This is a genomic window from Sanguibacter biliveldensis (assembly GCF_033798665.1).
Taxonomy (GTDB): domain Bacteria; phylum Actinomycetota; class Actinomycetes; order Actinomycetales; family Cellulomonadaceae; genus Sanguibacter; species Sanguibacter inulinus.
Window position 1 is genome coordinate 3,432,935 of record NZ_CP138359.1, and the last position, 26,725, is coordinate 3,459,659.

A 26,725-nucleotide genomic window follows, 5' to 3' on the forward strand; every position below is an offset into this window, starting at 1 on the left:
TCTTTGAGATACTTTGACCATGAGTGGTCCAGCACAGCCGTACCCTGTCCACGCGGCGCTCGAGGCGGAGGACGCCAAGAGCGCCCTGCGCACAGCGATCCGCTCGGTCCGCGACGCACGCACGGAGCGCCGACGCGACGAGGCCGCGCACGCGCTGGCCGAGGTCGTGCTGACCATCCCCGAGGTGCGTGACGCCCGACGCGTGGGCCTCTACGCCGCCCGTCCGGCCGAGCCCGGGACGGCTCCGCTGCTCGACGCCCTCGACGAGCTCGGCAAGACCATCTTGCTGCCGGTGCTCGGCGCAGGTCTCCAGCGCGACTGGGCCCCCTACGCCGGGTCCCACGACCTCTTGCAGCGCGCCCCGGGGCGCCCGCCCGAGCCCTCCGGCGACCCTGTCGGTCCGTCAGCCCTCGAAGACGTCGACGTGGTGATCGCTCCCGCTCTCGCCGTGGACACCTCCGGCACGCGGCTGGGCCAGGGCGGCGGCTGGTACGACCGCGCCCTCACCTTCGTGAGGCCCGACGTGAAGATCGTCGCCGTGGTGTTCCCCGAGGAGATCTACGACGCCCAGGAGCGCCCGCTCCCCCGCGAGGAGCACGACCGCCCCGTGCACGGGTACGCCACCCCGCACGGCTGGGAGTGGATCACGGCGTCAGCGTGAGCTCGTCCTTCGACTCTGCCTCGACGGCCTCGCGGCTCGACCGCCACGTGTAGGAGTCGCCGGCCGCCCAGGTCGACAGCTGGTCTTCGTAGTGGCTGCTGGCCGGGTGGCCCGACGTGCCGGTCACCACGACCCAGGTCGAGGCGTCGAGGTCGGCCAGGTCGACGACCGCCCGCATCGACGGACCTGCGGTCACCTCGAAGGAGCCTGTCGAGGCGTCCCACGACGTGGCGTCGACGATGGACGCGCCACCGCTCATCTCGAGGGTCGGCGGGTTGACGAAGCCACGGACGATGCCCGGGACAGACTCCCCGCCGAGCACGGGGTGCTCGAGGTCGAGCGTGTGCAGGGAGCCCCAGCGCCAGTCCGACGGGTCGCTGCCGAGACGGACCGTGAGCTCGGACCGGGCGTTGACCAGAGCCTGCTGGAGGATCGAGTCGCGGGTCTCGACGACGTCGGCCGTGCGCCTGTCGTCCCACCACGAGCTCATCGGGTCGTCGAGCCGGGTGCGGACCACCTCGAGCCACCGGTCGCTGCCGTCGGCCGCGGCCTCCTCGGAGAGCTCGTCGTCGAAGGTCAGCGCGAGCATCTCGGCCCAGACCGCAGAGAAGTAGGCGGCCGCCGGTGAGTCGGCGTCCTGGCTGTAGTCCCAGTCGCGCAGCAGGTCCTGCCCGCCGCGCTCGAAGCCCGTCGTGAGCCGCTGCTCGAGGAGCACGGGGACGAGCAGCCGCGCGAAGGGGTTGTCGGTGTCGCCCTGGATCCGCTCCATGTCGTCGACGGTGAAGGGCGTGCCGGCCGCGATCTGCTCTTCGAGCAGCGTGCGGATGCGCTGCGACCTGAAGCCGTAGTCCCAGTCCGAGGTGAGGTACGGGCCGGCGCCGGCCGGCGCGACGGCCTGGTTCGCCGCGACGATGAACCCCTCGGCCGGGTCGAGGACCGAGGGCATCGTGGCGGGGTCGACGGTCCCCTGCCAGTCGTAGGCGCTGTCCCAGCCGGGCCGCGGCCACGTGCCGTCGGAGGGCATGGGGCCCTCGACCACGCCGCGGACCGGGATCGTGCCTGGAGCCTGGTAGCCGATGTGACCGTCGGTCGTCGCGAAGACGATGTTCTGCGACGGGACCTCGAACAGCCGCGCCGCTGCGGCGATGTCCTCGGCGTCGGCCGCGGTGTTCATGGCGAAGATCGCGTCGGCGGTCCGCCCGGGTGTCAGCGCCGTCCAGCCGAGGGCCACCTCGTACCCACCTCCCCCAGCACGGAGCACGCCGTCGACGACCTCGGTCGGCGTCCCGGTGACGGGGGCGACGTCGAGCACGTCGGAGATGATCGGGCCGTGCCCGGTCGACCGCACCTCGAGGGTGACGTCGTCCGCCCCGGCGACCTTGATGACCTCGGTCCGCGTGGTCATCTCGTTCCAGGTCCCGTCGACCTGGTACGTGTCGTCCTGCGTGCGCTCGACGAAGAAGTCTGTGACGTCCGCCCCGAGGTTCGTGATCCCCCAGGCGAGCCCGGGGTTGTGGCCGATGATCACACCGGGGAAGCCTGCGAAGGAGAAGCCGGTGACGTCGAAGGGGCAGGCGTCGCCCACGGCGTCGCAGTGCAGACCGACCTGCGCCCAGATGCTCGGGGCGGCGAGGCCGAGGTGCGGGTCGTTGGCCAGCATCGGGCTGCCCGTGGCCGTGTGCTCGCCCGAGACCACCCACGAGTTCGAGCCGATACCCGCTCCGCGTCCGACGAGGACCGGGACTGCCGAGACCGCCTGCGCCGCAGAGTCGACAGCTCCGGCGACCGCTGGGGACGTGAGGTCGAGGGGGTCCGAGGACGCCCCGGCTCCGGCCCCGCTCGGAGCGGGCGCGCTGTTCGCAGCGGCAGCCTCAGCGGAGAGGATCGGCGCGTTGACGGTGTCCGGGTAGTCGGGGAAGAGCTCGTCGACACGTCCCACGTCGCGGACCGTGGCGAGGGACTGCGCCCGGGCCAGCTCGTCGTCGTAGTTGCCGCGCAGGTCCCAGGCCATCGCCTTGAGCCAGGCGAGGGAGTCGACGGGGTCCCAGCGCTCCGGGTCCTCGACAGAGACCTGCAGACCGAGCACCGAGTACTCGACGGCGATCTGCGAGGTCGAGCGCTCGGCGAGATACGCGTTGACGCCGTCGGCGTAGGCCTGGAGGTAGTTCTTGGTGTCGGAGTCGAGGATCTCCCACTCCTGCTCGGCGACCTCGCGCCACCCGAAGGTGCGGATCACCTTGTCCGCCTCAAGGGCGTCGGCGTTCTCGCCCACCAGCTCCGAGAGCCGACCCGCGGTGACGTGCCGTCGGTAGTCCATCTCGAAGAACCTGTCCTGAGCCTGCACGTAGCCCTGGGCCATGAAGAGGTCCGCTGCCGTCGAGGCGTAGATGTCCGGGACACCCTGCGCGTCGCGGTGCACGGTGACGGGCGCGGAGAGACCGGCGACGCTCAGCTCGCCCGAGGTGGTCGGCAGGGGTCGCCGGACCAGCACAGCGGTCGTGACGACCGTCGCCACGAGGGCGACGACGAGCAGGAGGGCGAGGGCGACGAGGGAACGGCGGAGAGCGACATGACGAGAGGGCACGGTGCGAGGTTACGTGCTCGGCCCGACACCCGCCCCCGGCGGGCGAGATCGTTACCTGGCGGGTGTGCCGGAGCCCACTTCCCGGTGCGGCGGCGGAGACGTATGATTAGCACTCGGTCGACCCGAGTGCTAGAACGGGCAACGCGTCGCAGCCTGCACATCGGGTCGCGTCCCTCCTGCCCGGCCCGCACGGGAGACCGATCCCTACCCGGGTGCGCCGGTGCGCCCGACCCCCTACAGGTTCTCGAGGAGATCTCCGTGCCCCTCTACGCGTACACGTGCACCGCGTGCGGCCACAGCTTCGACATCCACCAGTCCTTCGCCGAGGACGCGCTGACAGTCTGCCCCGAGTGCGAGGGCCGTCTGCGCAAGGTGTTCTCCCCCGTCGGCGTGGTCTTCAAGGGCTCCGGCTTCTACCGCACGGACAACAGCTCGAAGAAGTCGTCGGGCTCGTCGAAGCCCGCGTCGGCCTCGAGCAGCACGAGCTCGTCGAGCGATAGCTCGAGCACCTCAGGCTCGTCCTCGAGCACCTCTGGCTCGTCGGGCTCGAGCACCTCCGGCTCGTCCAGCTCGTCGGGCTCGTCCAGCGCCTCGGGGTCGTCCAGCTCGTCGAAGGCCTCGACGTCGTCAGGCTCGTCCGGCTCCTGACTCAGCACAGTCTCCGCGCACGGCCGTCGTCCCCAGGGGCGGCGGCCGTCGTCGTGTCCACAGGCGGCTCGGATCCCGCACAGGCACGGTCTGACGATCCCTAGCGTGCAGGCATGCGCACACAGTCCCGCACGCCAGAACGGGTCAGTCCTCGGGGCAGGACGGCACCCGACCCGCCCGACCATATCGCCGGGCGCTCTCGCCCCCTCACCCATCGCACCGACCGCACCGACCGCTCCGGACGACGCGCCGAACGCGCCGGGGCCAGCTCGTCGCTCGCGACCCGTCCCGGGGCGCTGGTCCCGCCGCGGGTGCGGCGTCGAGCGCGGGCTCTGCTGTGGCGGCACAGGTTCGTCGTCGCGGCGCTGCTCGTCGGGCTGGCCGCGGCTGTGGTCGTCCACAGGCTCGCGCCTCCCCCCGAGCCGCGGCAGGCCGTGGTCGTCGCTGCCTCCACGTTGCCCGCCGGCACGACGCTCGGCACTGCGGACCTGCGGACGGTCGACCTCCCCCTCGACGTGGTCGCGGAGGGATGGCACTCGGACGGCTCCGCCGTCGTGGGTCGCACCCTCGCGCTCGACGTCCACGAGGGCACGATCCTCGGGGCCTCGTTGCTGGTCAACGAGGCCGCGACGGGACCACCGGGCACCGTCGTGGCAGGGGTGCGCCTGGCCGAGCCGGCGCTGGTCGCGGTGCTGTCGCCAGGGATGCACGTCGACCTGCTCGCAGCAGCCCCGACCCTGGACGGTGCCGAGAGCGCGTCCGCCGCCCCGGCGACGACCCTCGCCACGAGGGCGCTCGTCCTGCCTCAGCCAGCCAGCGCTGCAGACGACGGAGACGGGATCCTCGGTTCGGCAGGGAGCACCGGTGACGCGGCCGAGCTGGTGCTCGTCGCGGTCACGCCCGACGAGGCCTCGTTGCTCGCGAACGTCGCGGGACGCCAGGCCGTGTCCGCAGTGGTCGTGCAATGATCTTGTCGTCCATCGTCACCTCTGGAAGTGGGGATCCATGAAGAACGTCGCGAACGGCTTCAAAGAGTTCATCATGCGCGGCAATGCCATCGACCTGGCCGTCGGTGTCATCATCGGTGCGGCATTCGGCGCCGTGGTCAACGCGATCGTCGACAACCTGCTCACACCGCTGATCGCCGCGATCTTCAGCGAGCCGAACCTCGACTCGGTCATGACCTTCGAGATCAACGACGCCGAGTTCAGCATCGGCTCCGTGCTCACAGCACTGATCAACCTGTTCTTCATCGCTCTCGCGCTGTACTTCTGCGTGGTCCTGCCGCTCAACCACCTGCAGAAGCTCCGCAAGAAGGGCGTCATCGAGGAGCCTGAGGGCCCGTCGGAAGACGTCCTCATCCTCACGCAGATCCGCGACCTGCTGCTCGCCCAGAACGGTGGCCCGGCGCTCGGCACCTCGTCAGCACCGTCCACCCCGGACGTACCGACCACGAAGCCGCCGGTCCCGCCCGTCGCCTGAGGCACCCCACCCGAGCGACACCCGGTCCCCACAACGCGAGAGGCCGCAGCACCCCACGGTGCTGCGGCCTCTCGCGTACGGGGTCTTCCGCGTGCGTCGTGCTTCGCGTGCCGGGCCTGCTCGCGCGCCCGACCTCGTCGCGTGCTGCGACCTCGCGCGGTCTCGACCTCTGGCGTGCTGCAGCACCGCGGGCGCGACCTGAGGTCACCAGTGCGGCGGGACGTCCCGACGCAGCCGGTCGTCGTTGGCGTCGCTGGCCGACCCGTTGCCGGTGACCTCGTCGGCCCAGCCTGACGGGGCCTCGTCCGCGCTCAGCCCTGCGACAGCCTCACGCTCGGGCCCCTTCCGGACCACCCGGCGGTGCCCACGTCGACGCGGTGCCTCGGGAGCGCCAGCAGGATCAGCCCCCTCACCCTGCACCGCCGAGGCCGGCAGCTCTGAGGTCACAAGCCCAGTGTCCGGCGCACCGCGCTCGACACGGCGATGTCCACGCGGTTGCTCCTGCGGACGATCCCCAGCTCGGAGCGCACCTGCGCTGCGAGCTCGTCGGCGTCGCGCGGGAGGCCGTCGGTCATGATCCACCGGGCCAGCTCGTCGAGGTCGTCGTCGCCGTAGGCGGCGATGGGCAGCCCGGGCTCGACGTCGGGTCGGCTCGCACGGCGGACCGCCTCGCGCGGCTGCGGGACGTCACCCTCGGTGAGCAGCGGGGCGGTGACCACGGGGACAGGCGCCGACGGGTCGACGACCTCTCCGGCAAGACCGTCAGCATCGGCGAGCCCCGCGATGTCGCCGGCGTCGTCGAGACCGACCAGCGGGATCGCCCCGGTCACCGGCATGCGGGCCGCGCGGCGGCGCGCCTCGATGTCGAGGACTGTCTCGCGGATCCGCATGGCCTGACCCTCGGGGTCGAGGAACAGCGAGACGGACCACACCTGGACCACAGACCAGCCCAGACGTTCCAGCCGCTCGGCGCGCTGGCGGTCCCGGACGCGGATGCTCGTCTCGGCCGTGTAGTCGGCGTCGTCGGTGAGGACGGCGACGAGCAGCTCGTCGGGCAGGTCAGGGTGGCCCACCACGAGCGGGATGTGCTCGCCGTCGGCGGCGCCGTGGTGCGTCTCGACGGTGAGCCCTGCGCGGAACAGTCGCTCCGCGAGGTCCAGGACGAGGCGGTCCGGGTCGGGCTGGCCCTCGGTGAACCGACCGACGTCGTGGACGGGGCTGGCCGACCGCTGCTCCGCGAAGTCGAGGAGCGAGCCGAGCAGCTGGGCTCCGGCGCCGCGCAGACGCTCAGGGTCCAGGTCCTCTGCCCCGAAGCACGAGACCACGGTGAGGCGGCGTCGCGTCGAGCCGATCGCGTTGAGGAGCAGGGAGTCTCCGGTGGGCCCGGACACGTCGCCGAAGTTGTGCAGCACCCGGCCGTGCGGGGTCCGACCGAAGCCGACCGAGAAGATCACGGCCTCGCGGCTCAGCCCGGCGACAGACTGCAGGTCGGAGACGACCACGGGCTCGCGGCGCGAGGGGTCGAAGAACGGGCCGAGGGCCGCGTTCTGGCGCACCTGCCCGAGGATCGCCTCGCGGATCCGGTCGGCGTGCGCACGCGACCCGGTGATGATCCCGAGGGACTCGTCGGGACGGTCGAGGGCGTGCATGATCGCGAGCTCGACCACGCGGTCGACCTCGGTCTGCGTGGACTCGACAGCACCCGAGACGGGGTCGGGCATGCCGACGCCGTCGACGGTCTCGAAGAAGACCAGACGCTCCTGGGAGGGCAGCGGCATCGGGTGAAGGACACCCGCGTAGCCATGCTGAGACAAGAACTGCGTGAGCTCGGGGTCGCGCCGCGACGCGTCACCGGCGAGGCCGACCGTCGGCAGCAGCTCCGCGAGGCTGCGGACAGCCTGACCCGGAGCGCAACGGGCGTCGCCCACCACGACGATCTGGCGGCCGCGGGCGATCGCCGACAGGACGGACTCGACGGGCAGGTGCTGCGCGGCGTCGAGGATCACGAGGTCCACGGTGCGGTGCGCGGGAAGCACGTGCGGCACGAGGGTCGGTGTCGCGATCATGCAGGGGCGGAGCTTGCGCAGCACGTCGCCGTACTCGTCGGCCACGGTGCGCAGGCTCGTCAGCGACTCTTCGACGAGGAGCGCGAAGAGCCCTTCGGCCTGCTCCCTGTTGTCGCGGAGCGCTCCGTGGATCTGCGCGACGGCGGCCGCGCGGATCGGGGTCGCGAGGGAGTCGACGTGCTCGCGGTCGAGCGTGCGGAAAGTCTCGGCGAGCGCCTCGATGCCCCGGCCGCCGACCTCGGCGACATAGGGGTCTGCGGCGAGGATCTGCTCGAAGACCGAGCTCCACCAGGCGAGGTCGAGCTCGGCCTCGACCAGCCCGCGCTCGACGCGGCGAGCGGTGAGGTCGGTGAGCAGCGTGCCGAGCCCGTGAGCCGTGAGGCTGCGGACCAGACGGGTGCGCTCGGGCAGCGAGGTGAGCGCGCCACGGTCGTCGAGCAGACGTTGCAGGCGCTCGGTGAGGTCGCCGAGGGTCATCCCGGCGAGGCCGGCACCAGCCGAGGTCGTCGCGAGGACCGCGTCGAGGGCTGTGAGGTCCTCGACCACGTCGCGGTAGGTCTTCTCGATGGCCGCGAGGCCCTCGGGCAGGCGGGGCCACCCGCCGGACGGGCAGTGCTCGGCCCAGGTCTGGCGCTGCGCCTGGACCTCGAGCAGCGCAGAGTGCAGGTCGGCCACGCGTGAGCCGGGACGGATCATGTCCTTCGCACGCTTGACGAGACGGCGGCGGTGCAGCCCGCTCATCTCGACGTCGTGCTCGTTGCGCCACTGGCGGCTCGCCGTCGCGGCGACCAGGTCGTCGGCGGTCCGCTCGAAGACCATCGGCTGGAAGACCTCGAGGGTCGTGCGCATGCCGGCGAGCATCTCGATCTGCTCGCCCCAGGCGGAGACCGTGCGGGCGGCCTGCAGCCCGGTGTCCTCGACCACGGCGTCCATCTGGCGGCGCAGGTCGGCGAGCGAGACGTCGAGCAGCCGGGTGATCCGGGCGACGGCGTCCTCGGCCGTGGCGTCGGTGTCGATGTCAGCCCCGTACCAGGGCGAGGTGCCCGGCTGGGCCGAGAACGCGTCGAGGGACGCGGCCCGGACCAGGTCGGCGCCGACCTCCTGGCGCACCGAGGCGATGCGCGCGAGCGTCGCGGCGTCGAGCCTGACCGTCGTGGCGGGGGTCGGGCGTTCGGAGGTGAGCCGGGCCAGGGCCTGGAGCGCGTCGTAGGCGGAGATGTCCCACGGAGCACGCAGCTGGTGCAGACCGTCGATCATCCGGGTGAGCCTGGACCGGGTCTCCACGAGGGCGAGGCGGGTGTCGGCGATGCGCGCGGCGTCGACAGTCGGCGCCTCGAGGGTCATGGCGCCGAGCAGGCGGCGCGACACCGAGGTGCGCCAGCTCGGGCTCGGGGTGACGTCGAGGACCAGGTCGCCCAGACCGAGGTCCTCTAGGCGGGCGGTGAGCGCGTCGGCGGCGCGACGGTGGCCGGGGACGTACAGGACGCTACGGCCGATGGCGGCAGCCTCCGCGACCACTGCTGCGACGGCGCCCGTGGCGTCGGCGCCGACAGGAGCGTCGACGAAGAGGTGGCTGCCCGTGGCGAGCGCGTCGAGGACGTTGCGCCCCGAGGGGTCGAGGTCGCCGACGCCGCGCTCCATGTTGGGCTCGGCGTCGCCTGTGCGCAGCGCGGGCATCGAGGCCGCGAGAGAGTCGATGGCTCCCTGGTCCCCGGCGAGGGCGGCGATGACCTCGTGACGGTCGAGCCCGATGTTGAGGTCGTCGAGGTCGTCGACGAGCATCTGCCCGGGGTGGGCGAAGGTCCCGACGAGCAGCTTGTCGGTCATGGTGAAGTCGGCGAGCACCGCCGAGCCGAGGGCGTTGATGCGGTCGAGGGCGACAGCAGGGTCGAAGCCCGAGCCCGTGAAAGCACCACGGGCGAGGGCGGCGGCGTCGAGCAGGGCTCCGCGGGAGCGCAGTGCCCGGGCCAGCACGGGGTTGATCTCGGCCGTGGGCTCGAGGGCGAGCTCGTAGTCGGTCTCCCCTCCCCCGCGGGCCTCGATCTCGATCGGGCGCAGCAGGACAGGGGCGCGGACCGTGCGGCCGGCAGCGCGGGAGGCCTCGGCCGCGGCGTCGTCGTAGACCCCACGGTCGGACCCGCCGGAGAAGGCGACACGGGCGAGCGCTGCGACGTCGTCGGAGGTCTCGTCGACCTCGTGCTCGGTCCAGGTCGCGAGGCCGATCGCGAGATACGTCGGGGCGATGCCGTAGCGCTCGGCCTGCTCCTGGGAGCGCTGGGCGACGGCGCGCGCACGGCGGCGGGCGACGGGCAGCGAGCTGCCCTCGCGGAAGATGTTCGCCAGGCGGGTGCTGCGGCCTGCGAAGAGCTGGGCGATGCCCGACGGGTGCGCGGCGGTGAGGTCGAGGACAGCGTCGCCGAGCAGACCGACGTCGGCGAGCGTCGAGCCGCCGGCCAGCGAGACCAGGGTCGAGCGCCAGCGGTCGATCGCGGCGGCGACGGTCTCGGCCGTGGTGGCGGGCTTGACGAGGGTGGGGACCGTGCGCATGGCACGCGTCTCGGCGTTCGCGTCGGCGTCGCCGTGGACCGCGCCGGAGGCGGACTGGTCCGTGCTGGTCATGTCAGGGGTTCTCTCGCTGGACGGGTCGTGAGGCGCAGCCGGGCTCGGGTCGTGGTCGGAGCGGGCCCTGTCGGTCCCCGCCGTCCTGTCGCGATCGGGAGCTGTCACCCCAGCACGGTATCTGGCCGGGACGGCGTTCGTGGCCTGACGCGCCGACGACGAGGGCCACGACGGGCCTGGGCACTGCTGGAGGGGGTTGTCTGGCACCTCGACGGAGCGGTGACCTGGCCGTCCGCGACCGGGCTGAGCGCGGCGGGAGGGGCTGGGTGCGTCCGGAGAAAAAGGAACAGTGCGTGCCGCGCAGGGGGCAGGCGGCACGCACTGTCAGGGACAACTATGCACTCGCCCAGATCGAGTGTCAACAGGGAAGTTGAATCTTCTTCCAGATCGGTTCGACCGGGGCGTTCGAGCCCTCCCTGACCAGCGCTCCGACCTGGGCATCTGCTCGGCCGATGGGTGGCTCAGCACCGCAAGAGTGACCCCGGGCACACCCGTGAAGACCGGGCCGCGCTGCACCGCCACGGCGGGCTCGAGAGGTGGCGCGTGCCACGGGCGACTGTCAGGTAGCCTTGTCTCGCTCTCGCGCCCGTAGCTCAGGGGATAGAGCACCGCTCTCCTAAAGCGGGTGTCGGCAGTTCGAATCTGCCCGGGCGCACCAGTTCTCACCCGTCTCGGCGTGCACCAGCGCGAGACCAGCGGCGCCCCAGGGCGTCAGACCTTCTTCACCACGCTCGACTTGAGCTGCATCGGACCGAAGCCGTCGACCTTGCAGTCGATGTCGTGGTCGCCCACCCCGTCGACGAGCCTGATGCCGCGCACCTTCGTGCCGACCTTGATGGCGGTCGCGCTGCCCTTGACCTTGAGGTCTTTGACGACGGTGACGGTGTCGCCGTCCTGCAGCACGTTGCCGACGGCGTCGCGGATCTCGCGCGGGCCGTCAGACGCCTCGGCCGAGCCTCCCGCAGCAGGCTCCCACTCGTGGGCGCACTCGGGGCAGACGAGCAGCGCGCCCATCTCGTAGGTGTAGACGGAGGAGCACTCGGGGCACGGGGGCAGGGTGTCGGTCACGGCCGCAACCCTACCGATCTCCGGGAGGCGCCCGTACCCCCCGGGCGGCCCCGACCAGGCGGGCTGCTAGATCGCCCGACCCCAGGCCCAGGCCCAGCACGATGGCGGAGGGCAGTCGACTGCGGGCGATGGCGCACGACGAGCGAGGAGCCTCCCGCCCGGGCCCCGCCCACGCACAGAGGGGTCGGTCCCGCCAGGCCCGACCCCTCTCGACTGCGGCGTGCCGCTAGCGCTTGCCCGCGGTCGCAGGCTCGGCTGCGACGTCCTCGTGCGAGGCGAGGCCGTAGTCGACGTCCTTGGTCTCCTTGGACAGGATCACCGCGACGAGGGTGAGGACCGCGGCCCCCGACAGGTAGAGCCCCACGAGCCAGGTGTCGCCGTCGGCCTGGGCCCAGAGCGCGACCGCGACGATCGGCGCGAGAGCCGCACCCAGGATCGAGCTCACGTTGTACGCGATGGCGGACCCCGTGTACCGGACGTTGGTCGGGAACAGCTCGGGGAGCAGCGCGCCCATCGGCCCGAAGGTCACGCCCATGAGCGTGAAACCGAGGATGAGGAAGGCCTGGACGAGGCCACCCGTGAAGGCCGCGTCGGCGCGGGGCACCAGGAACAGGTGGAAGGTCAGCCCGAACACGACGATGAGGCTCGACACCCCGATGAGCAGCCGGCGACGTCCGATGAGGTCGGCGACGGGCCCGGAGATCAGCGTGAACAGCCCGAAGAAGATCACGCCGATGATCTGCATGATGACGAAGTGCACGTACGGGATGCCCAGGCCCGCGGGGTCGGCGTCAGCAGCCTTGGTGCCGTAGGTGAGCGTGAAGCTGGTCATGAGGTAGAAGAGCACGTAGGTCGCGAGCATGATGAACGTGCCCAGGACCAGCTGGCGCCAGTGGAACCTGAACACCGTGGCGAGGGGCGTCTTGGTGATCGCGCCCTTCTTCTCGGCCGTGACGAAGGCCTCGGACTCGACGAGCTTGAGCCGCACCCACAGACCGATGATCACCATGACGGCCGAGAACAGGAACGGGATGCGCCAGCCCCACGAGAGGAAGGCCTCGGACTGCAGGAGCGAGTCCTCAGGGTGCGGGAGCACGGCGTTGATGGTGAGGAACAGCCCGTTGGCGATGATGAAGCCGATCGGCGCGCCGAGCTGCGGGAAGGTCCCGTACCAGGCGCGCTTGTTCGCGGGGGCGTTCTCGGTCGCGACGAGCGCGGCTCCGGACCACTCGCCGCCGAGCGCGAAGCCCTGCGCGAGCCGCAGGACGAGCAGCAGGACGGGTGCAGCCACGCCGATCGAGTCGAAGGTGGGCAGCGTGCCGATGAGGAAGGTCGCGATCCCCATGGTGAGCAGCGAGATGACCAGGGTCGTCTTGCGGCCCTTCTTGTCGCCGAGGTGGCCGAAGACGATCGCCCCGACGGGCCGCGCGACCATCGCCGCGCCGAAGACGGCGAAGGAGGCGAGGAGCGCCGTGGTGTCGTTGCCCGTGGGGAAGAACAACGTCGGGAAGACGAGGACTGCCGCGGTCGCGTAGACGTAGAAGTCGTAGAACTCGATCGTCGTGCCGACGAGGCTCGCGGTGATGACCCTCCCGCGGGAGTTCAGCGGTCGGGCGGGTGCTGCTGTGGTGGACATGTGGTGCTCCGGTCGGTGGGCGCTCACGTGCGAGGCGTCGTTCGCGGACGGGCGTCCGGGCGGCGGCGCGCTGGCTCTGGAGGCTGCAGCGCGGGGCCGGGGGAACAAGAGGCCGTGCTCGACACGTCGGTGACGGTACCGAGGAACCCTAGTCCCGTCTCACCATGAGGCCAGAGCGCCTCCAGCATCTGGACAGACGGCCCGGGTCAGGCCGCGCGACGGCCGATCGCCTCGTCACGCTCCGCCCTGGGCGGACACCCCGGGCGCGACAGCCGAGCCGGTGGAAGAATCACCAGATGACCCAGGACACCAACCCCGCACCCGGCACAGTCTCCCCCGCACCCCAGCCCGGCACGCAGCCGGCGCTCTGGGTCGAGCGGACCGGCGGTCGCCGGTACGTCGGCCGCAGCGCCCGCGGAGGCGAGGTGCAGCTCGGCGGTCTCGACGTCGAGGGAACCTTCACCCCCGGCGAGCTCCTCAAGATCGCCCTCGCCGCCTGCACAGGCTTCGCCTCGGACGTCACCCTCGCGCGTCGCCTCGGCGACGACTACGCGGCCACCGTGCACGTCGCAGGTGTCTCGGACCCAGAGGAAGACCGCTACCCGGTGCTCACCGAGCGTCTCGAGCTCGACCTGTCCGGCCTCGACGACGAGGCCCGCGAGCGCCTGCTGACCGTCGTCAACCGCGCGGTCGACGCGTCCTGCACCGTCGGTCGCACCCTCAAGGCCGGCGCGACCGTCGAGCTGACCATCGCCTCGGTGTCGACGACCGAATGATCTCGGGTGGCGCGGCCCTGGGCAGGGTCGCGCCAGCTCCACCCGGCCGCCCCACCCCTGCCGGCCGACCCACGACGAACCGCAAGGAGCCACTGTGACCCAGAAGCTGTCCTTCGCCCGGACCCCGCTGATCGACGCAGCCCTCGACCAGGCGATCACCCTGCCGTCCTCGACAGTGCGGGCGCACGTCGACAGCCTGCGCCGACGCAACCCCGAGGCGTCGCCCCAGCAGATCGTCACGCTGCTGACCAAGGAGTACTCCCTCGTGCTCCAGGGCGCAGGCGGCGCCGTGGGTGCTGCGGCGGCGTTCCCCGGGGTGGGCACGGGAGTGTCGATGATCCTCAGCGGTGGTGACGTCGCGACCTTCTTCAGCGCCTCGGCCGCCTACGCGCTGTGCGTGGCAGAGGTCCACGGGGTGGAGGCCGACGACCTCGACCGCCGCCGCGCGCTGCTGCTCGCCACGGTCCTCGGCGAGTCCGGCGCGACGTCGGTCGAAGAGGTGTCGGGCAAGTCGGCGGCAGCGTGGGGCACCGCCCTGATGACGACCATGCCGAAGAGCACGATCCGGCAGGTCAACAAGGTGCTCACGCGGCGCTTCGTCAAGCGGCAGATCGCCAAGCAGACCTCGCTCATGATGGGCCGGGTCATCCCCTTCGGCATCGGTGCCGTCGTCGGCGTCGCAGGTGGTCGGGCGCTCGCCCGCACGGTCGCGCACCAGGCGACCAAGGCCTTCGGCGAGCCGCCCGCGCACTTCGCGCGCGAGGTGGGCCCAGCCCGCTCGAAGGCCTCCAGCAAGGTCTACGAGTCCGTCGAGCCCGGTCGCGCCTCAAAGATCCCGCTGGTCGACCGCGCCCGACGGGCACGGATCGGCCGCGGGAGGTCGAGCGAGGTCGGCTCCGGCCGCACCTCCGGCACGGACGAGTCGTGACGGGGCGTCCGGCAGCGCACGACGCTGCCGCCGAGGGCCGAGGTCTGCGACGGGTCAGCGTCTCCCGGGAGCTGCCCGGGCAGCCCGCTGACGTCTTCGACCTGGTGGCCGACGTCCGCCACCACTCGCGGTGGATCCCGCTGACCTGGGGTTCGTTCCCCGTGGAACCATCGGGCCGCCCGCTCCCCGACGGCCCCCTGCCGTCGGGCGCTCGGTTCACCATGTACAGCCACCCGGGGATCGTCGACCGCATGGAGGTCGTCGGTCTCGAGCGTCCCGCCGGCGACGCGCTGAGCGGAACCGAGCGCCACAGGCTCGTGCTGCGCAAGGCCGGACCGCTGCTCCACGGGACGGCGGGCATCGACGTCGAGCCCGTCGACCACGCGACGAGCCTGGTCACCTGGTGGGAAGAGGTCTACCTCGCCGGACCGCTCCCGGCCCGCCTGACCTCCCCGCTCCTCGGGGTACCCCTCGGGCTCATGCTCCGCCTCGCCCTGCACAGGGTGTCCCGCGAGCTCGACGCAGTCTGACCGCGCCCGTCGCTCTCGGGCGGCGTCCGGCAGAGGAGATGCGTCCTCCCGCGCGCTCTCGCAGGTCCGGGCGTAGTGTCGGCCATCACACAGACCGTGCGACGGCCGGCCGGGGCACCCTCCGGACGGCTCAGCGTCACCCCTCGCCACGAGCGACAGCCTGAGGAGCCCGCCGATGACCGCAGCCCACGCCCGCCGTTATCTCATGTGCCGCCCGGAGTACTTCACGGTGAGCTACGAGATCAACCCGTGGATGGACGTGAGCCGCCCGACGGACACGGCGCGTGCCGTGGAGCAGTGGGAGCGTCTGCGCGACGCGTACCTCGACCTCGGGCACACCGTCGACCTCGTCGAGCCCGTGCCGGGGCTCCCTGACATGGTCTACGCGGCGAACGGTGCGACAGTCGTCGACGGTGTCGTCTACAGCGCCCTGTTCACCCACCCCGAGCGTGCTCCCGAGGCCGCCGTCTACCTGCGGTGGTTCGCCGAGAACGGCTTCGAGGTGCACGACGCCCTCGAGCGCAACGAGGGTGAGGGCGACATCCTCACGGTCGGCCCCCTCTCCCTCGCCGGCACAGGCTTCCGCACCGACACGGCCGCGCACGCCGAGGCTGCGAGGCTCTGGGGTCGTGAGGTCGTGACCCTTGAGCTCGTCGACCCGCGGTTCTACCACCTCGACACCGCGCTCACAGTCCTCGAGGGCTCCGAGGGCGGCACCACCCCCGGCAAGGTCGCGTACTACCCCGACGCCTTCTCGGCCGAGAGCCGCGCAGTCCTGGCGGACCTCTTCCCCGACGCCGTCCACGCTGCCGAGTCCGACGCGACGGTCCTCGGGCTCAACGCCGTCTCCGACGGCCACCACGTGATCCTCAACCCCGCCGCGACGCGCCTCCAGGCGCAGCTGAGAGAGCGCGGCTACGAACCGATCGGCGTCGACACGTCCGAGCTGCTGCTCGGCGGGGGCGGCGCGAAGTGCTGCACGCTCGAGATCCGGGCGGCGGGCTGAGAGGAGCCGACCATGGACGGGACGCACGTCGAGACCAGAGACCACCTGGTGCACAACTACGCGCCGCTCCCGGTCACGGTCGCGCACGGTGAGGGCTCCTGGGTCACGGACACCGACGGTCGCCGGTACCTGGACCTGCTCTCCGGCTACTCGGCGCTCAACTTCGGGCACAGGCACCCGACCCTCGTGGCGGCTGCGGTCGAACAGCTCGGTCGCGTGACGCTGACGTCGCGCGCCTTTGACAACGACCAGCTCGGCCCCTTCGCGGACGAGCTCTGCGCCCTCGTCGGCGACTCGCTCGCCCTCGAGGGCACCCACGCCGCGATGCTGCCGATGAACACCGGCGCAGAGGCCGTCGAGACCGCGGTCAAGGCGGTCCGCAAGTGGGGCCACAGGCGCGGCATCGCCGAGCCGACGATCGTCGTCGCCCGCGACAACTTCCACGGTCGCACGACGACGGTCGTCTCCTTCTCGACCGACGACGAGGCCCGCGAGGGCTACGGCCCCTTCACACCGGGCTTCCGCGTCGTCCCCTACGGAGACGCCGAGGCTGTCGCGGCGGCCGTCGACGAGACCACCGTCGCGGTGCTCATGGAACCGATCCAGGGCGAGGCCGGTGTGGTCGTGCCCCCGCCAGGCTTCTGGGCCTCGCTGCGGACGGTCTGCGACGACGCCGGGATCTTGCTCGTCGCCGACGAGATCCAGTCTGGCCTCGGGCGCACAGGGACGACTCTCGCGTGCGAGCTCTGGAACGTCCGGCCTGACCTCGTGACCCTCGGCAAGGCGCTCGGCGGCGGGATCTTGCCGGTGAGCGCTGTCGTCGGGCGCTCTGACGTCCTCGACGTCTTCACCCCGGGCACCCACGGCTCGACCTTCGGCGGCAACCCGCTCGCCTGCGCCGTGGGGCGCGCCGTGGTCAGGCTCCTCGACACCGGGGAGGTCCAGGAACGTGCCGCGGAGCTCGGCGACCACCTCCAGCTGCGTCTCGACGAGATGGTCGAGTCCGAGCTGCTCGCCGAGGTCCGGGGCGCGGGCCTGTGGGCCGGGGTCGACCTCCCGCCGACCTGGGAGTCGGGCCGAGAGCTCTGCCTCGCCCTGCGCGACGCGGGCGTGCTCGCCAAGGACACGCACGGCACCACGATCCGGCTCGCTCCCCCGCTGACCATCAGCCTGGACGACCTCGACCTCGGTCTCGACAGGCTGCGGGACGTCCTCGCGACCCGCTGACCTGGACCCGCACAACTGCGCAAGAAAGAAGTAGCCGCCCCTCACAGCCGAGGCACAGGATGGTCGCCATGACCTCCTACGCGATCGAGGCTCACGGGCTCGTCAAGCACTTCGGCACGACGCGTGCTGTCGACGGCATCGACCTCGCCGTCCCCGCCGGCACCGTCTACGGCGTGCTCGGACCCAACGGAGCCGGCAAGACGACAGCCGTCCGCATGCTCGCCACCCTGCTGCGCCCCGACGCGGGCAGCGCGAGCATCTTGGGGCACGACATCCTCCGCGAGGCCGACACCGTCCGCAGCCTCGTCGGGCTCACCGGGCAGTACGCCTCGGTCGACGAAGACCTCACGGGAGCCGAGAACCTCATGGTGCTCGCGCGCCTCTACGGCTTCACGCGAGCCGCCGCTCGACGCCGGGGGGCCGACCTGCTCGAGGCCTTCGACCTCACGGAGGCGGCCGGCAAGCAGGTCAAGACGTACTCGGGCGGCATGCGACGCCGGATCGACCTCGCCGCGAGCCTGGTCATGAGCCCGTCCGTGCTGTTCCTCGACGAACCCACCACCGGGCTCGACCCGCGCAGCCGCAACGACGTGTGGGACATCGTCCGGGTGCTCGTCGCCGACGGTGCCACCGTCCTGCTGACCACGCAGTACCTCGAAGAGGCCGACCAGCTCGCGAACCGCATCGCCGTGGTCGACCACGGGAAGGTGATCGCCGAGGGCACCGCCCCCGAGCTCAAGAGCTCTGTCGGCTCAGGCTCGGTCCAGCTGCGCCTCGCCGACCAGAGCCGACGGGACGAGGCGGCGCGCATCGTCGCCGCACTCCTCGGCGACCCTGACGCCGTCTCGTTGTCCCCCGACCCGTCGGCGCTCTCGGCCCGCATCGACAGCAGCGCCGACGGCTCTGCGCAGGCGTACCAGATCCTCCCCCGCCTCCACGAGGCGGGGATCCACGTGCCCGAGTTCTCGCTCGGCCAGCCGAGCCTCGACGAGGTGTTCCTCGCCCTCACAGGTCAGCCGACCGACCCCACGAGCCCGGCAGACGCCGAGCAGCCCTCCGAGGAGGCCACCTCATGAGCACCACCGACAGCCCGACGACGTCGGCTACCACGCTGCGGTCGGCGGTGTCCCTCGACAGCCGTCCGACGCGCCCCTCGGCGATCGAGAACACCCTGACCTTCGCCTGGCGGGCCCTGCTGAAGATCAAGCACGTTCCCGAGCAGCTGTTCGACGTGACGCTCACGCCGATCATCTTCACGCTGATGTTCACCTACCTCTTCGGCGGGGCGATCGCGGGCGACACCGCGACCTACCTGCGGTTCTTGCTGCCCGGCATCCTCGTCCAGACCGTCCTCATCATCACCGTGTACACGGGGTTCACGCTCAACACGGACATCACCAAGGGCGTCTTCGACAGGTTCAGGTCGCTGCCCATCTGGCGTCCGGCCCCGATCGTCGGGGCACTGCTCGGCGACACCGTCCGCTACACGATCGCGTCGGTCATCACCATCGGCCTCGGGCTCGTCCTGGGCTACAGGCCGGACGGCGGGCTGCCCGGGACCCTGGCGGCCGTGGCGCTGCTGCTCGTCTTCGCCTTCTCGCTCAGCTGGATCTTCACCATCTTCGGGCTGCTGATGCGCACGCCCAACGCTGTCATGGGTGTCTCGATGCTCATCCTCATGCCGCTGACCTTCGCGTCGAACATCTTCGTCGACCCGGCGACCATGCCGTCAGCGCTGCGAGCTGTCGTGGACGTCAACCCGGTGACCCACCTCGTCACGGCCATCCGCGGGCTGATGGGTGGCACCGCCCAGTTCGGCGACGTCGTCTGGGTGCTCGTCGCCGCTGCGGCGCTCACCCTGGTGTTCGCGCCGATCACGATGCGGCTGTACCGCACCAAGAACTGAGCGTCCAGCCCAGCGCGAGGTCCGGTCGAGACGCCGTGCGCGGGCGACCCGGCCGGACCTCTCGTCCGGCCAGCGGGTCAGTCGGCGGGGATCTCGCAGTGCTTGTTGACGACCATCACGGGGCAGGTGGAGTGGTGCAGCACGGCCTGGCTCGTCGAGCCGAGGAGCAGACCTGCGAAGCCTCCTCGTCCACGCGAGCCGACGACCAAGAGGTCGCTCGCCTCGGAGAACTCGGTGAGCAGCTCGGCGCCGCTGCCGTCGAGCACGATCCGGCGTACGACGGTGCCGGGGTGCGCCGCCTCGGCCTTGTCGACGATCGAGTTGAGCGCATCGGTGACGTCGGCGAGCACCTGCTCGTGGTCGATGGCTGCCGGCAGCCAGGCGAGCATGCCCGCACCCGACCCGACCGGGACCCCGGCGACGGCGACGATCTCGGCGCCCCAGAGGTTCGCCTGGTGGATCGCGGCGTGCAGGGCTCCGTAGGCCGACGGTGAGCCGTCGACCCCCACCACGACGCGCTTCATCGGGTGGGTCGGGACGCTCGCGTCGGGGTCGCCGCTGCCGCGGTAGGGCACCACGACGGTCGGGCAGTGCCCGTGCGCCGGGAGCGCCGAGGAGACCGTGCCGAGCAGGCGCTCGGCAAAACCTCCCCGTCCGCGGGTGCCCACGACGGCGAGGGAGAAGTCCTTGGAGCGCTCGACGAGCACCCCGGCCGCGTCACCGGCGGCGAGCTCGGTCGTCAGCGTGACGCCGGAGCGGGCTGCACGCTCACGGGCGTCGTCGAGGACCGAACGAGCGCCATCCTGGATCGCGTTGTCGTCGAGCGCTGCGTACCCGCCGTCGAGGGAGGCCGCCGCGAAGGACGGGAGGGAGTACGAGCAGACGGCGGTGATCGGCTGACCTGACCTCGACGCGTGGGCGATGGCCCAGTCGAGCGCGTGGAGGCTCGAGACCGAGCCGTCGACACCGACGAGGATGGCATCTGAGTGCGACATGGCGTTCTCCTCCTGCATCACGGACAAGCGGCGGTGCTTGTCCCGTACATTACCCGCTCATGACGCTGAGAACACGTTCGGCGGGCCTGCAAGATCTACGAGCGTCACGGACGCACGAGAGCCCGGACCGCAGTGCGGTCCGGGCTCTCGTGGCGAGACGTCTGCCGAGGCAGGACGACGTGTCAGCCGATGCGGATGAACGTCGGGTTGGACTGCCAGATCTCACGGAACTGGATCGTCTTGCCGGGGCGCGGTGCGTCGATCTGCGAGTTGCCACCCGCGTAGATCGCGATGTGCCCGGGCGAGTAGATCAGGTCGCCAGGCTGGGCGTCGGCGCGCGACACGACGGTGCCGGCCGAGGCCTGGGCACCAGAGGTGCGCGGCAGGTTGATGCCGAGCTGGGCGAAGACGTACGAGGTGAAGCCCGAGCAGTCGAAGCCGTCGGGGGTGGTGCCACCCGAGACGTACGGCACACCGACGTAGCGACCAGCCACGTCGAGGATGGCCGAGCCGCTCGCGGAGGCGGGGACCGGCGCTGCAGCCTCGACAGGAGCCTCGGCGGCGACCTCGACGGTCGACTCCGTGGACTCGGTCTGCGTGTCAGCAGAGATCGAGGTGCGCTCGGCGGTGCGCGAGGCGGCGGCAGGAGCGCGGACGGGCTCCGGCTCCGGCTCGGGCTCGGGCGCCGGGGTGACGACCATGTCGGTCTGCTCGACGGTCCAGGAGGCGTCGGCGGCGACGGTCACGGCGGGAGCCGTGCTGAGCGCGGCGCGAGCCTCTGCCTTGAGCGACGCGACGTCGACGGTCGCGACCGAGGCGTCAGAGGGGAGGGGGGCTGCCGAGGCAGAGGTGGCACCCATCAGGGAGACGATGAGGCCAGAGGACGCAGCCACGAGGGCTGTCCGGCGTCCGACGGTTGCTGCGTTCTCGCTGGCCACGGAGGCGATCGAGGTCAGCGGCGCCAAGGGACGCCGTGCCGCGCGGTGGCGGGCACGAGCAGTGCTAGTAGTCACAAGTTCTCTCCAGTACGCCTGCGAGGTCAGCTGTCGGGTTCGAGTAGGAGAACACTCGGCCTCACGACCGTCAGACGGTCGTGGGGCTTCACCCCAAGGACGCTGCGAGCAGCGCCCAGATTTGGGTCCCCCGTCCCTGCCATGCGGGTTGTCGGCGGCTCATGCAGTGGCAGGGTTAGGCGATCTGCACGAGCGCGTCTTCGGCATGACTGCCTATGACGCTCCACGAAGGTACAACAGGTTTTCAGCAAATGTCACGCTCAGGTCACGAGAAATATTGTGACCCAGGTCTCACTCTGAGACGAAGATGTGGCGCGAGACCTCTTCGGGGAGGTCGAGCACCAGGTCAGCGCCCTCTGAGGTCACCGAGATGCCGATGCCGGACTCCGTCCGGCCGACTGTGATCTGCCCCCCAGGGACGACCCCGCTGCCTGCGAGACGCTCCAGGAGCTCGATGTCGGTCTGCAGAGGCTCGCCCAGGCGGGCCACGGTCGCCTCGAAGGACTCGTCGGGGTGAGCCGTCACGGCCGCCTTGAGCGAGACCACGCCGTCGAGGAACCCGACCGCGGCGGCGCCCTCGCCCAGCTCGACCAAGCCCGGGATCGGGTTCCCGTACGGCGAGAAGTGCGGGTGGTCGAGGAGGTCGACGAGGCGCTTCTCGACGCGGTCGCTCATCACGTGCTCCCAGCGGCAGGCCTCTTCGTGGACGAAGGCCCAGTCGAGACCGATGACGTCGGTGAGCAGCCGCTCGGCCAGCCTGTGCTTGCGCATGACGCGCATCGCCTTGGTCTGGCCGACCTCGGTGAGCTCGAGGTGACGGTCGCCGCTGACGACGACGAGACCGTCGCGCTCCATGCGGGCGACGGTCTGCGAGACCGTCGGCCCCGAGTGCCCCAGACGCTCCGCGATGCGCGCCCGCAGCGGGACGATGCCCTCTTCGGCCAGCTCGTAGATGGTCCGCAGGTACATCTCGGTGGTGTCGATCAGGTCGCTCACGCGTTCCTCCAGTGCGTCAGGTGGCGCCGGACGACCCCGGCAGGCTCCGAGGAGCCTGCCGAGAGGCACAGGGGTGCCGGCCGGAGCCGCTCAGGGCCCCGTCGCATCGTCCACACGTCTTCTCCGGACAGCCTATCTCGCCCTGCGCAGACGCGGGGCGGGGCCCCTGACCGGGGGCTAAGGTGGGCCTCGTGACCGCCATGCCCAGCATCCCCGCCGCCCTCCTGCCCGCCGACGGCCGCTTCGGGAGCGGCCCGGGGAAGGTCCGCGACGCGCAGCTCGACGCGCTCGCCTCGACCGGCCGGACGCTGCTCGGCACGTCCCACAGGCAGCCCCCTGTCAAAGACCTCGTGGGCCGGGTGCGGTCCGGCCTCGCCGAGCTCTTCGACGTGCCCGAGGGGTATGAGGTCGTCCTCGGCAACGGCGGGTCGACAGCCTTCTGGGACGCCGCGACCTTCTCGCTCGTGCGCGACCGCGCGGCGCACGGCGTGTTCGGCGAGTTCGGCGGCAAGTTCGCCGCCGCCACGACAGCAGCACCGTTCCTCGAGAGGTCGGCCGTGACGACCGGGGCACCGGGCACCGTGGCGCTGCCCGTCGCGGTCGACGACGCCGACGTCTACGCCTGGGCGCACAACGAGACGTCCACGGGTGCGATGGCACCTGTCCGGCGCATCGCCGGGGCGGCGGCCGACGCGCTCACGGTCATCGATGCGACCTCCGGCGCGGGAGGCCTGCCCGTCGACATCGCCGAGACCGACGTCTACTACTTCGCCCCGCAGAAGTCCTTCGCCTCCGACGGCGGGCTCTGGCTCGCTGTGGTCTCCCCCGCAGCCGTGGAGCGCATCGGTCAGATCGCGACGCGTGGCCGGTGGATCCCGGAGTTCCTGTCCCTGCAGACGGCACTGACGAACTCACGGGCCAACCAGACGCTGAACACCCCGGCGATCGCGACGCTGTTCCTGCTCGGTGAGCAGGTGCGGTGGATGCTAGACCAGGGGGGTCTCGACTGGGCTGCGGCGCGGACGGCCGAGTCAGCGGCACACCTCTACTCGTGGGCGGAGAGCCGCGAGTGGGCGACCCCCTTCGTGGCCGACCCTGCCGACCGCTCGACGGTCGTCGGCACGATCGACCTCGACGAGAGCATCGACGCCGCAGCGATCGCACGGACGCTCCGCGAGCACGGGGTCGTCGACGTCGACCCGTACCGCAAGCTCGGCCGCAACCAGCTGCGCGTCGCGATGTTCCCGTCCGTCGACCCCTCCGACGTCCAGGCCCTCACAGCCTGCGTCGACCACCTGGTCGAGCACAGCGCCTGAGCCCCACCTGCCGGGACGTCGACCGTCAGGTCGCGGTCGTGCGGTCTTTCGCCTCTTGGACGCCGAGGTCGTCGGCGACGTCGCGGCGGGCGTGGGCCTCGTCTGCGGGTCTGTGGACGGCGTCGGCCGAGGGTGCGTAGGTGACCTCGACGTGGGGGCGGTGGAACACCTGGTAGGTGACCGTGTAGTCCCAGTTCTTCTTGGTCCACAGCGCGGCACCTGCGGCCACGAGCAGCGCGGTGATCGAGCCGATGCCGATCGCCCAGCGTGCACCGTAGGTCTCGGCGATCCACCCGACCACTGGCGAGCCGATCGGCGTGGCTCCGAGGAACACCATCATGTAGAGCGCCATGACCCGGCCGCGCATCTGCGGCTCGGTCGACATCTGGATGGTCGAGTTCGCGGCTGTCAGCATGGTCAGGCTCGAGAACCCTACGGGGATGCTCATCAGCGCATAGGTCCAGTAGGTCGGCATGATCGCCATCAGACCTGTCGAGACACCGAAGGCGAAGGCTGACCCGATGACGAGCCTCACGCGGGGACGCTCGCGGCGGGCGGCGAGGAGCGCACCGGCCAGGGACCCGATCGCGAGGATGGACCCGAGGATCCCGTACTCCCCCGCTCCCTTGCCGAACTCTGCCGTCGCCATGACGGCTGAGGTCAGCTGGAAGTTCAGGCCGAAGGTCGACACGACGCAGACCACGCACATGATGACGACGATGTCGCTGCGGTTGCGCACGTACCTGACGCCCTCGCGGATCTGCCCCTTGGCCCGTGGGGCCACAGGCAACCTGTTGAGCTCGCTCACGCGCATGCGGGTCATCGCGACGATCACCGCGGCGAAGGTCAGCCCGTTGATGATGAACATCCACCCCGGGCCGAAGGCCGCGATGAGCAGACCGGCCGCACCAGGACCGACGAGGCGGGCAGCGTTGAAGCCTGCGGAGTTGAGGCCCACGGCGTTGGAGAGCTTCTCCTTGGGCACCATCTCGGCGACGAATGTCTGGCGCACAGGGTTGTCGATCGCCGTGACACACCCGAGGAGCGCCGCGAAGACGTACACGTGCCAGAGCTCGGCGTGACCTGAGAGCACGAGCGCCCCGAGGGCGAGGGCGAGAACGCCGAGGGCGGTCTGGGTGATGATCAGCAGCTTGCGGCGGTCGACGCGGTCGGCGAGCACACCTGCCCACGCCGAGAGCGCGAGGACGGGCAAGAACTGCAGCGCGGTGACGATGCCGACGGCGGTCCCCGAGTTGTCGGTGAGGACCGTGAGCACGAGCCAGTCCTGAGCCACGCGCTGCATCCAGGTCCCGACGTTCGCCACGAGGGCGGCGCTGAACCAGAGTCTGTAGTTGTAGTACCTCAGGGAGGCGAAGGTAGGGCTCATCGACTGGCGATCCTCACGAGCAGCTCGCTCGCCGCTGCGAGCGTCTGCCGTTCTTCGGGGGTCAGCTGACCCAGGTTCTTGGTCAACCAGGCCTCGCGGCGTCGCCTGGTCTCTCTCACTTCGTCGCGGCCCGTCGTCGTCAGCTCGACGAGGACGAGCCTCTTGTCGGTCTCGTGCCCGACCTTGGTCACGAGTCCTAGCTCGGCGAGCGCGTTGACCGTGCGCGTCATCGACGGCGGGCGGATGTGCTCGTGGTCGGCGAGCGCGCCGGGCGTCATCGGGCCGTGCTTGTAGATCGTGGTGAGGACTGCGAACTGTCCCTCGGGGAGGTCGGCCTCACCGCGCTGGCTCCGGAGTCGTCGGGAGATCCGGGTCAGCGCCACGCGGAGCTGGCCTCCGAGGGTCCCGGGGGCGCAGGCGTCAGGTGTTGTCACTGTCCTTACCCTAACTCATTACCCTAGGTAATGAAAGGGTCTGCGGGCGCGACGACGCCTCCGGACGGCTGGCCTGGTCGGCCGCCTGGCAGACCTGGTCGGGTGCGCCGCTCGGCGCAGCGCGTCAGGGCACGTAGGCGACGACGACCTGCCCGTCGCCGTCGAGCGTCATGTGACCCGCGTCGTGCGGGACGAAGACCGACTCGCCGCGGTCGAGCGTCGCGACAGGGCCGAGCGGCCCCGAGAGCGTGAGCCGCCCGTCGAGGCACAGGACGATGCGCGGCCCGTCGTGCGTGACGAGCGCACTCCCGCTCACCGCCCCGAACAGCAGGGAGAACTCCGGGACGGGCGCCCTGTATGCGGTCAGGCCGCCAGGCTCGGCGCGCAGGACCGGCCGCTGAGGCGGGCGCGGGGCGTAGCTCGCGCAGGACATCAGCTCCTCGACGTCCACGCGCTTGGTGGTCAGCCCGGCGCGCAGCACGTTGTCCGAGCTGGCCATCACCTCGACACCGACACCGGTCAGGTAGGCATGGACCTCCCCCGCGGCGAGGAAGACGGCCTCACCCGGGGCCAGGGAGACCCTGTTGAGCATGATCGAGACGAGCGCACCGGGGTCGCCGGGGAACCAGCCGTCCAGGTCGAGCACGGTCTGGTCGGCCCGGGACGTCGAGAGCCCGGCGTCGATCCGGGCGCGCACGGAGGCCACGGTGCGGGCGAGGTCGTCGGTGCAGTCCACGTCGCGGGCAGAGAGTGCGACCTCGAAGGCTGCGCGCACACCGTCGGCGTCAGGAGACGCCCGCAGGGCCTCGCGCATCCTGGCGACGAAGTCTCCGTCGAGGCCCTCGAGCAGGGCCAGGGTGCGCGCCGGCCGACGGAAGCCGCACAACCCCTCGAAGGAGGTGAGCGCGAGGAGCATCTCGGGCTTGTGCTGGTCGTCCTTGTAGTTGCGCGACGGCGCGTCGAGCGCGATGCCCGCAGCGGTCTCCCGGCGGAAGCCCGCCCGGGCGACGTGCGGGTGCGGGTGCACCTGGAGGGACAACGAGGACTCGGCAGCCAAGATCTTCAGCAAGAAGGGCAGCCGAGGGCCGTAGGCCTCGACGACCGAGCGGCCGAGCATCGCGTCGGGCGACGACCTGACGAGGGCCGCGAGGTCGACGGTCTCAGCCTCGTCGCGCGCCGCCGCTCCGGCGACAGCCGTCGCGAGCGAGGGGGCGAGCGGGTGCGCACCGAGCCACATCTCGGCGACAGGCTGGCCGTCTGGCGCCGCACCCAGGATCTCCGGGATCGCCGTCGGAGACCCCCACGCGTACCGCTGGAGCATGTTGGTGAGGCGGAAGACGCGGCTGGGTGTCACAGCACTAGACCCTACGACAGCGCCCCGCCTGGGTCCGCTCCCAGGAGAGCGGAGCCAGGCGGGGCGCTGGTCGAGCAGGTACGAGAGCCGTGC

General features: G+C 71.3%; 23 protein-coding genes, 1 tRNA gene, 1 pseudogene and 1 riboswitch. Of the genes and pseudogenes, 13 read left to right on the plus strand and 12 right to left on the minus strand.

The genetic code is table 11. From position 1 onward, the window contains the following. Positions 1-19: 19 nt before the first annotated feature. Complete coding sequence (locus SANBI_RS14955) at positions 20-661, plus strand: 5-formyltetrahydrofolate cyclo-ligase (RefSeq protein ID WP_319156413.1); 642 nt, start codon at positions 20-22, stop codon at positions 659-661. On the opposite strand, the gene SANBI_RS14960 is transcribed toward SANBI_RS14955, so the two are convergent. Beyond that, positions 645-3,245, minus strand: a complete 2,601-nt coding sequence (locus SANBI_RS14960; protein WP_319156415.1) for a penicillin acylase family protein — start codon at positions 3,243-3,245, stop codon at positions 645-647. The genes SANBI_RS14955 and SANBI_RS14960 overlap by 17 nt on opposite strands. A gap of 102 nt (positions 3,246-3,347) precedes the next feature. Here SANBI_RS14960 and SANBI_RS14965 point away from each other — a divergent pair. Then, a pseudogene (locus tag SANBI_RS14965) lies at positions 3,348-3,596 on the plus strand (FmdB family zinc ribbon protein); the annotation flags it as partial. Positions 3,597-3,658: 62 nt separating this feature from the next. Here SANBI_RS14965 and SANBI_RS14970 read toward each other — a convergent pair. Then, on the minus strand, positions 3,659-3,901 hold the full coding sequence (locus tag SANBI_RS14970; RefSeq protein ID WP_319161381.1) for a hypothetical protein: 243 nt from the start codon (positions 3,899-3,901) through the stop codon (positions 3,659-3,661). Between the two features lie 105 nt (positions 3,902-4,006). Between SANBI_RS14970 and SANBI_RS14975 the strand changes: the two genes are divergently transcribed. Continuing rightward, positions 4,007-4,861, plus strand: a complete 855-nt coding sequence (locus SANBI_RS14975) for an SAF domain-containing protein (protein ID WP_319156417.1) — start codon at positions 4,007-4,009, stop codon at positions 4,859-4,861. 37 nt (positions 4,862-4,898) lie between these two features. Next, entirely contained in the window at positions 4,899-5,375 is a 477-nt protein-coding gene (gene mscL / locus SANBI_RS14980) for a large conductance mechanosensitive channel protein MscL (protein WP_319156419.1), read from the plus strand. 204 nt (positions 5,376-5,579) lie between these two features. On the opposite strand, the gene SANBI_RS14985 is transcribed toward mscL, so the two are convergent. Both SANBI_RS14985 and SANBI_RS14990 read right to left on the minus strand, forming a co-directional pair. Next, entirely contained in the window at positions 5,580-5,822 is a 243-nt protein-coding gene (locus SANBI_RS14985) for a hypothetical protein (RefSeq protein ID WP_319156420.1), read from the minus strand. Next, positions 5,819-10,060, minus strand: a complete 4,242-nt coding sequence (locus SANBI_RS14990) for a hypothetical protein (RefSeq protein WP_319156422.1) — start codon at positions 10,058-10,060, stop codon at positions 5,819-5,821. The genes SANBI_RS14985 and SANBI_RS14990 overlap by 4 nt, the downstream gene beginning before the upstream one ends. Positions 10,061-10,642: 582 nt before the next feature. Here SANBI_RS14990 and SANBI_RS14995 point away from each other — a divergent pair. After that, positions 10,643-10,718 (plus strand) — tRNA-Arg (locus tag SANBI_RS14995). Positions 10,719-10,771: 53 nt separating this feature from the next. Here SANBI_RS14995 and SANBI_RS15000 read toward each other — a convergent pair. Then, entirely contained in the window at positions 10,772-11,128 is a 357-nt protein-coding gene (locus SANBI_RS15000) for a zinc ribbon domain-containing protein YjdM (protein ID WP_319156424.1), read from the minus strand. A gap of 226 nt (positions 11,129-11,354) precedes the next feature. Beyond that, positions 11,355-12,764 (minus strand): MFS transporter, encoded by a 1,410-nt coding sequence (locus SANBI_RS15005; RefSeq protein ID WP_319156426.1) that lies wholly within the window; start codon positions 12,762-12,764, stop codon positions 11,355-11,357. 296 nt (positions 12,765-13,060) lie between these two features. On the opposite strand from SANBI_RS15005, the gene SANBI_RS15010 reads away from it, so the two are divergent. From SANBI_RS15010 to SANBI_RS15040, 7 genes are all read left to right on the plus strand, one after another. Continuing rightward, on the plus strand, positions 13,061-13,540 hold the full coding sequence (locus SANBI_RS15010; protein WP_056128448.1) for an OsmC family protein: 480 nt from the start codon (positions 13,061-13,063) through the stop codon (positions 13,538-13,540). A gap of 94 nt (positions 13,541-13,634) precedes the next feature. Beyond that, a complete protein-coding gene (locus SANBI_RS15015) occupies positions 13,635-14,468 on the plus strand; it encodes a hypothetical protein (protein ID WP_319156428.1) in 834 nt (277 codons plus the stop codon). Continuing rightward, positions 14,465-14,998: an SRPBCC family protein gene (locus tag SANBI_RS15020; RefSeq protein WP_319156430.1), complete on the plus strand. Its 534-nt coding sequence runs from the start codon at positions 14,465-14,467 to the stop codon at positions 14,996-14,998. The genes SANBI_RS15015 and SANBI_RS15020 overlap by 4 nt, the downstream gene beginning before the upstream one ends. A gap of 175 nt (positions 14,999-15,173) precedes the next feature. Continuing rightward, complete coding sequence (gene ddaH, locus SANBI_RS15025) at positions 15,174-16,004, plus strand: dimethylargininase (protein ID WP_319156432.1); 831 nt, start codon at positions 15,174-15,176, stop codon at positions 16,002-16,004. Between the two features lie 12 nt (positions 16,005-16,016). Next, positions 16,017-17,231, plus strand: coding sequence for an ornithine--oxo-acid transaminase (gene rocD / locus SANBI_RS15030; protein WP_319156434.1), 1,215 nt, complete (start codon positions 16,017-16,019; stop codon positions 17,229-17,231). Positions 17,232-17,299: 68 nt separating this feature from the next. Continuing rightward, positions 17,300-18,307, plus strand: a complete 1,008-nt coding sequence (locus SANBI_RS15035; protein ID WP_156382648.1) for an ATP-binding cassette domain-containing protein — start codon at positions 17,300-17,302, stop codon at positions 18,305-18,307. Further along, the gene (locus SANBI_RS15040) at positions 18,304-19,137 is read left to right on the plus strand and encodes an ABC transporter permease (RefSeq protein ID WP_056128423.1); all 834 of its coding nucleotides are present in this window, start codon (positions 18,304-18,306) and stop codon (positions 19,135-19,137) included. The genes SANBI_RS15035 and SANBI_RS15040 overlap by 4 nt, the downstream gene beginning before the upstream one ends. 77 nt (positions 19,138-19,214) lie before the next feature. Here the strand turns inward: SANBI_RS15040 and SANBI_RS15045 are convergent, their stop codons facing one another. The 3 genes from SANBI_RS15045 to SANBI_RS15055 form a co-directional block, all read right to left on the minus strand. Further along, entirely contained in the window at positions 19,215-20,132 is a 918-nt protein-coding gene (locus tag SANBI_RS15045) for a universal stress protein (RefSeq protein ID WP_056128420.1), read from the minus strand. Positions 20,133-20,314: 182 nt separating this feature from the next. Then, complete coding sequence (locus SANBI_RS15050) at positions 20,315-21,145, minus strand: C40 family peptidase (protein WP_319156439.1); 831 nt, start codon at positions 21,143-21,145, stop codon at positions 20,315-20,317. Further along, positions 21,146-21,312: riboswitch (cyclic di-AMP (ydaO/yuaA leader) on the minus strand. Positions 21,313-21,436: 124 nt separating this feature from the next. Further along, entirely contained in the window at positions 21,437-22,141 is a 705-nt protein-coding gene (locus tag SANBI_RS15055) for a metal-dependent transcriptional regulator (RefSeq protein ID WP_056128415.1), read from the minus strand. Between the two features lie 200 nt (positions 22,142-22,341). On the opposite strand from SANBI_RS15055, the gene serC reads away from it, so the two are divergent. Next, on the plus strand, positions 22,342-23,457 hold the full coding sequence (serC, locus tag SANBI_RS15060; protein WP_056130567.1) for a phosphoserine transaminase: 1,116 nt from the start codon (positions 22,342-22,344) through the stop codon (positions 23,455-23,457). A gap of 25 nt (positions 23,458-23,482) precedes the next feature. On the opposite strand, the gene SANBI_RS15065 is transcribed toward serC, so the two are convergent. From SANBI_RS15065 to manA, 3 genes are all read right to left on the minus strand, one after another. Further along, positions 23,483-24,844: an MFS transporter gene (locus SANBI_RS15065; RefSeq protein WP_056128412.1), complete on the minus strand. Its 1,362-nt coding sequence runs from the start codon at positions 24,842-24,844 to the stop codon at positions 23,483-23,485. Further along, complete coding sequence (locus tag SANBI_RS15070; protein WP_056128409.1) at positions 24,841-25,278, minus strand: MarR family winged helix-turn-helix transcriptional regulator; 438 nt, start codon at positions 25,276-25,278, stop codon at positions 24,841-24,843. The genes SANBI_RS15065 and SANBI_RS15070 overlap by 4 nt, the downstream gene beginning before the upstream one ends. 124 nt (positions 25,279-25,402) lie before the next feature. Next, on the minus strand, positions 25,403-26,632 hold the full coding sequence (gene manA / locus SANBI_RS15075) for a mannose-6-phosphate isomerase, class I (RefSeq protein WP_319156443.1): 1,230 nt from the start codon (positions 26,630-26,632) through the stop codon (positions 25,403-25,405). Between the last annotated feature and the right edge of the window lie 93 nt (positions 26,633-26,725).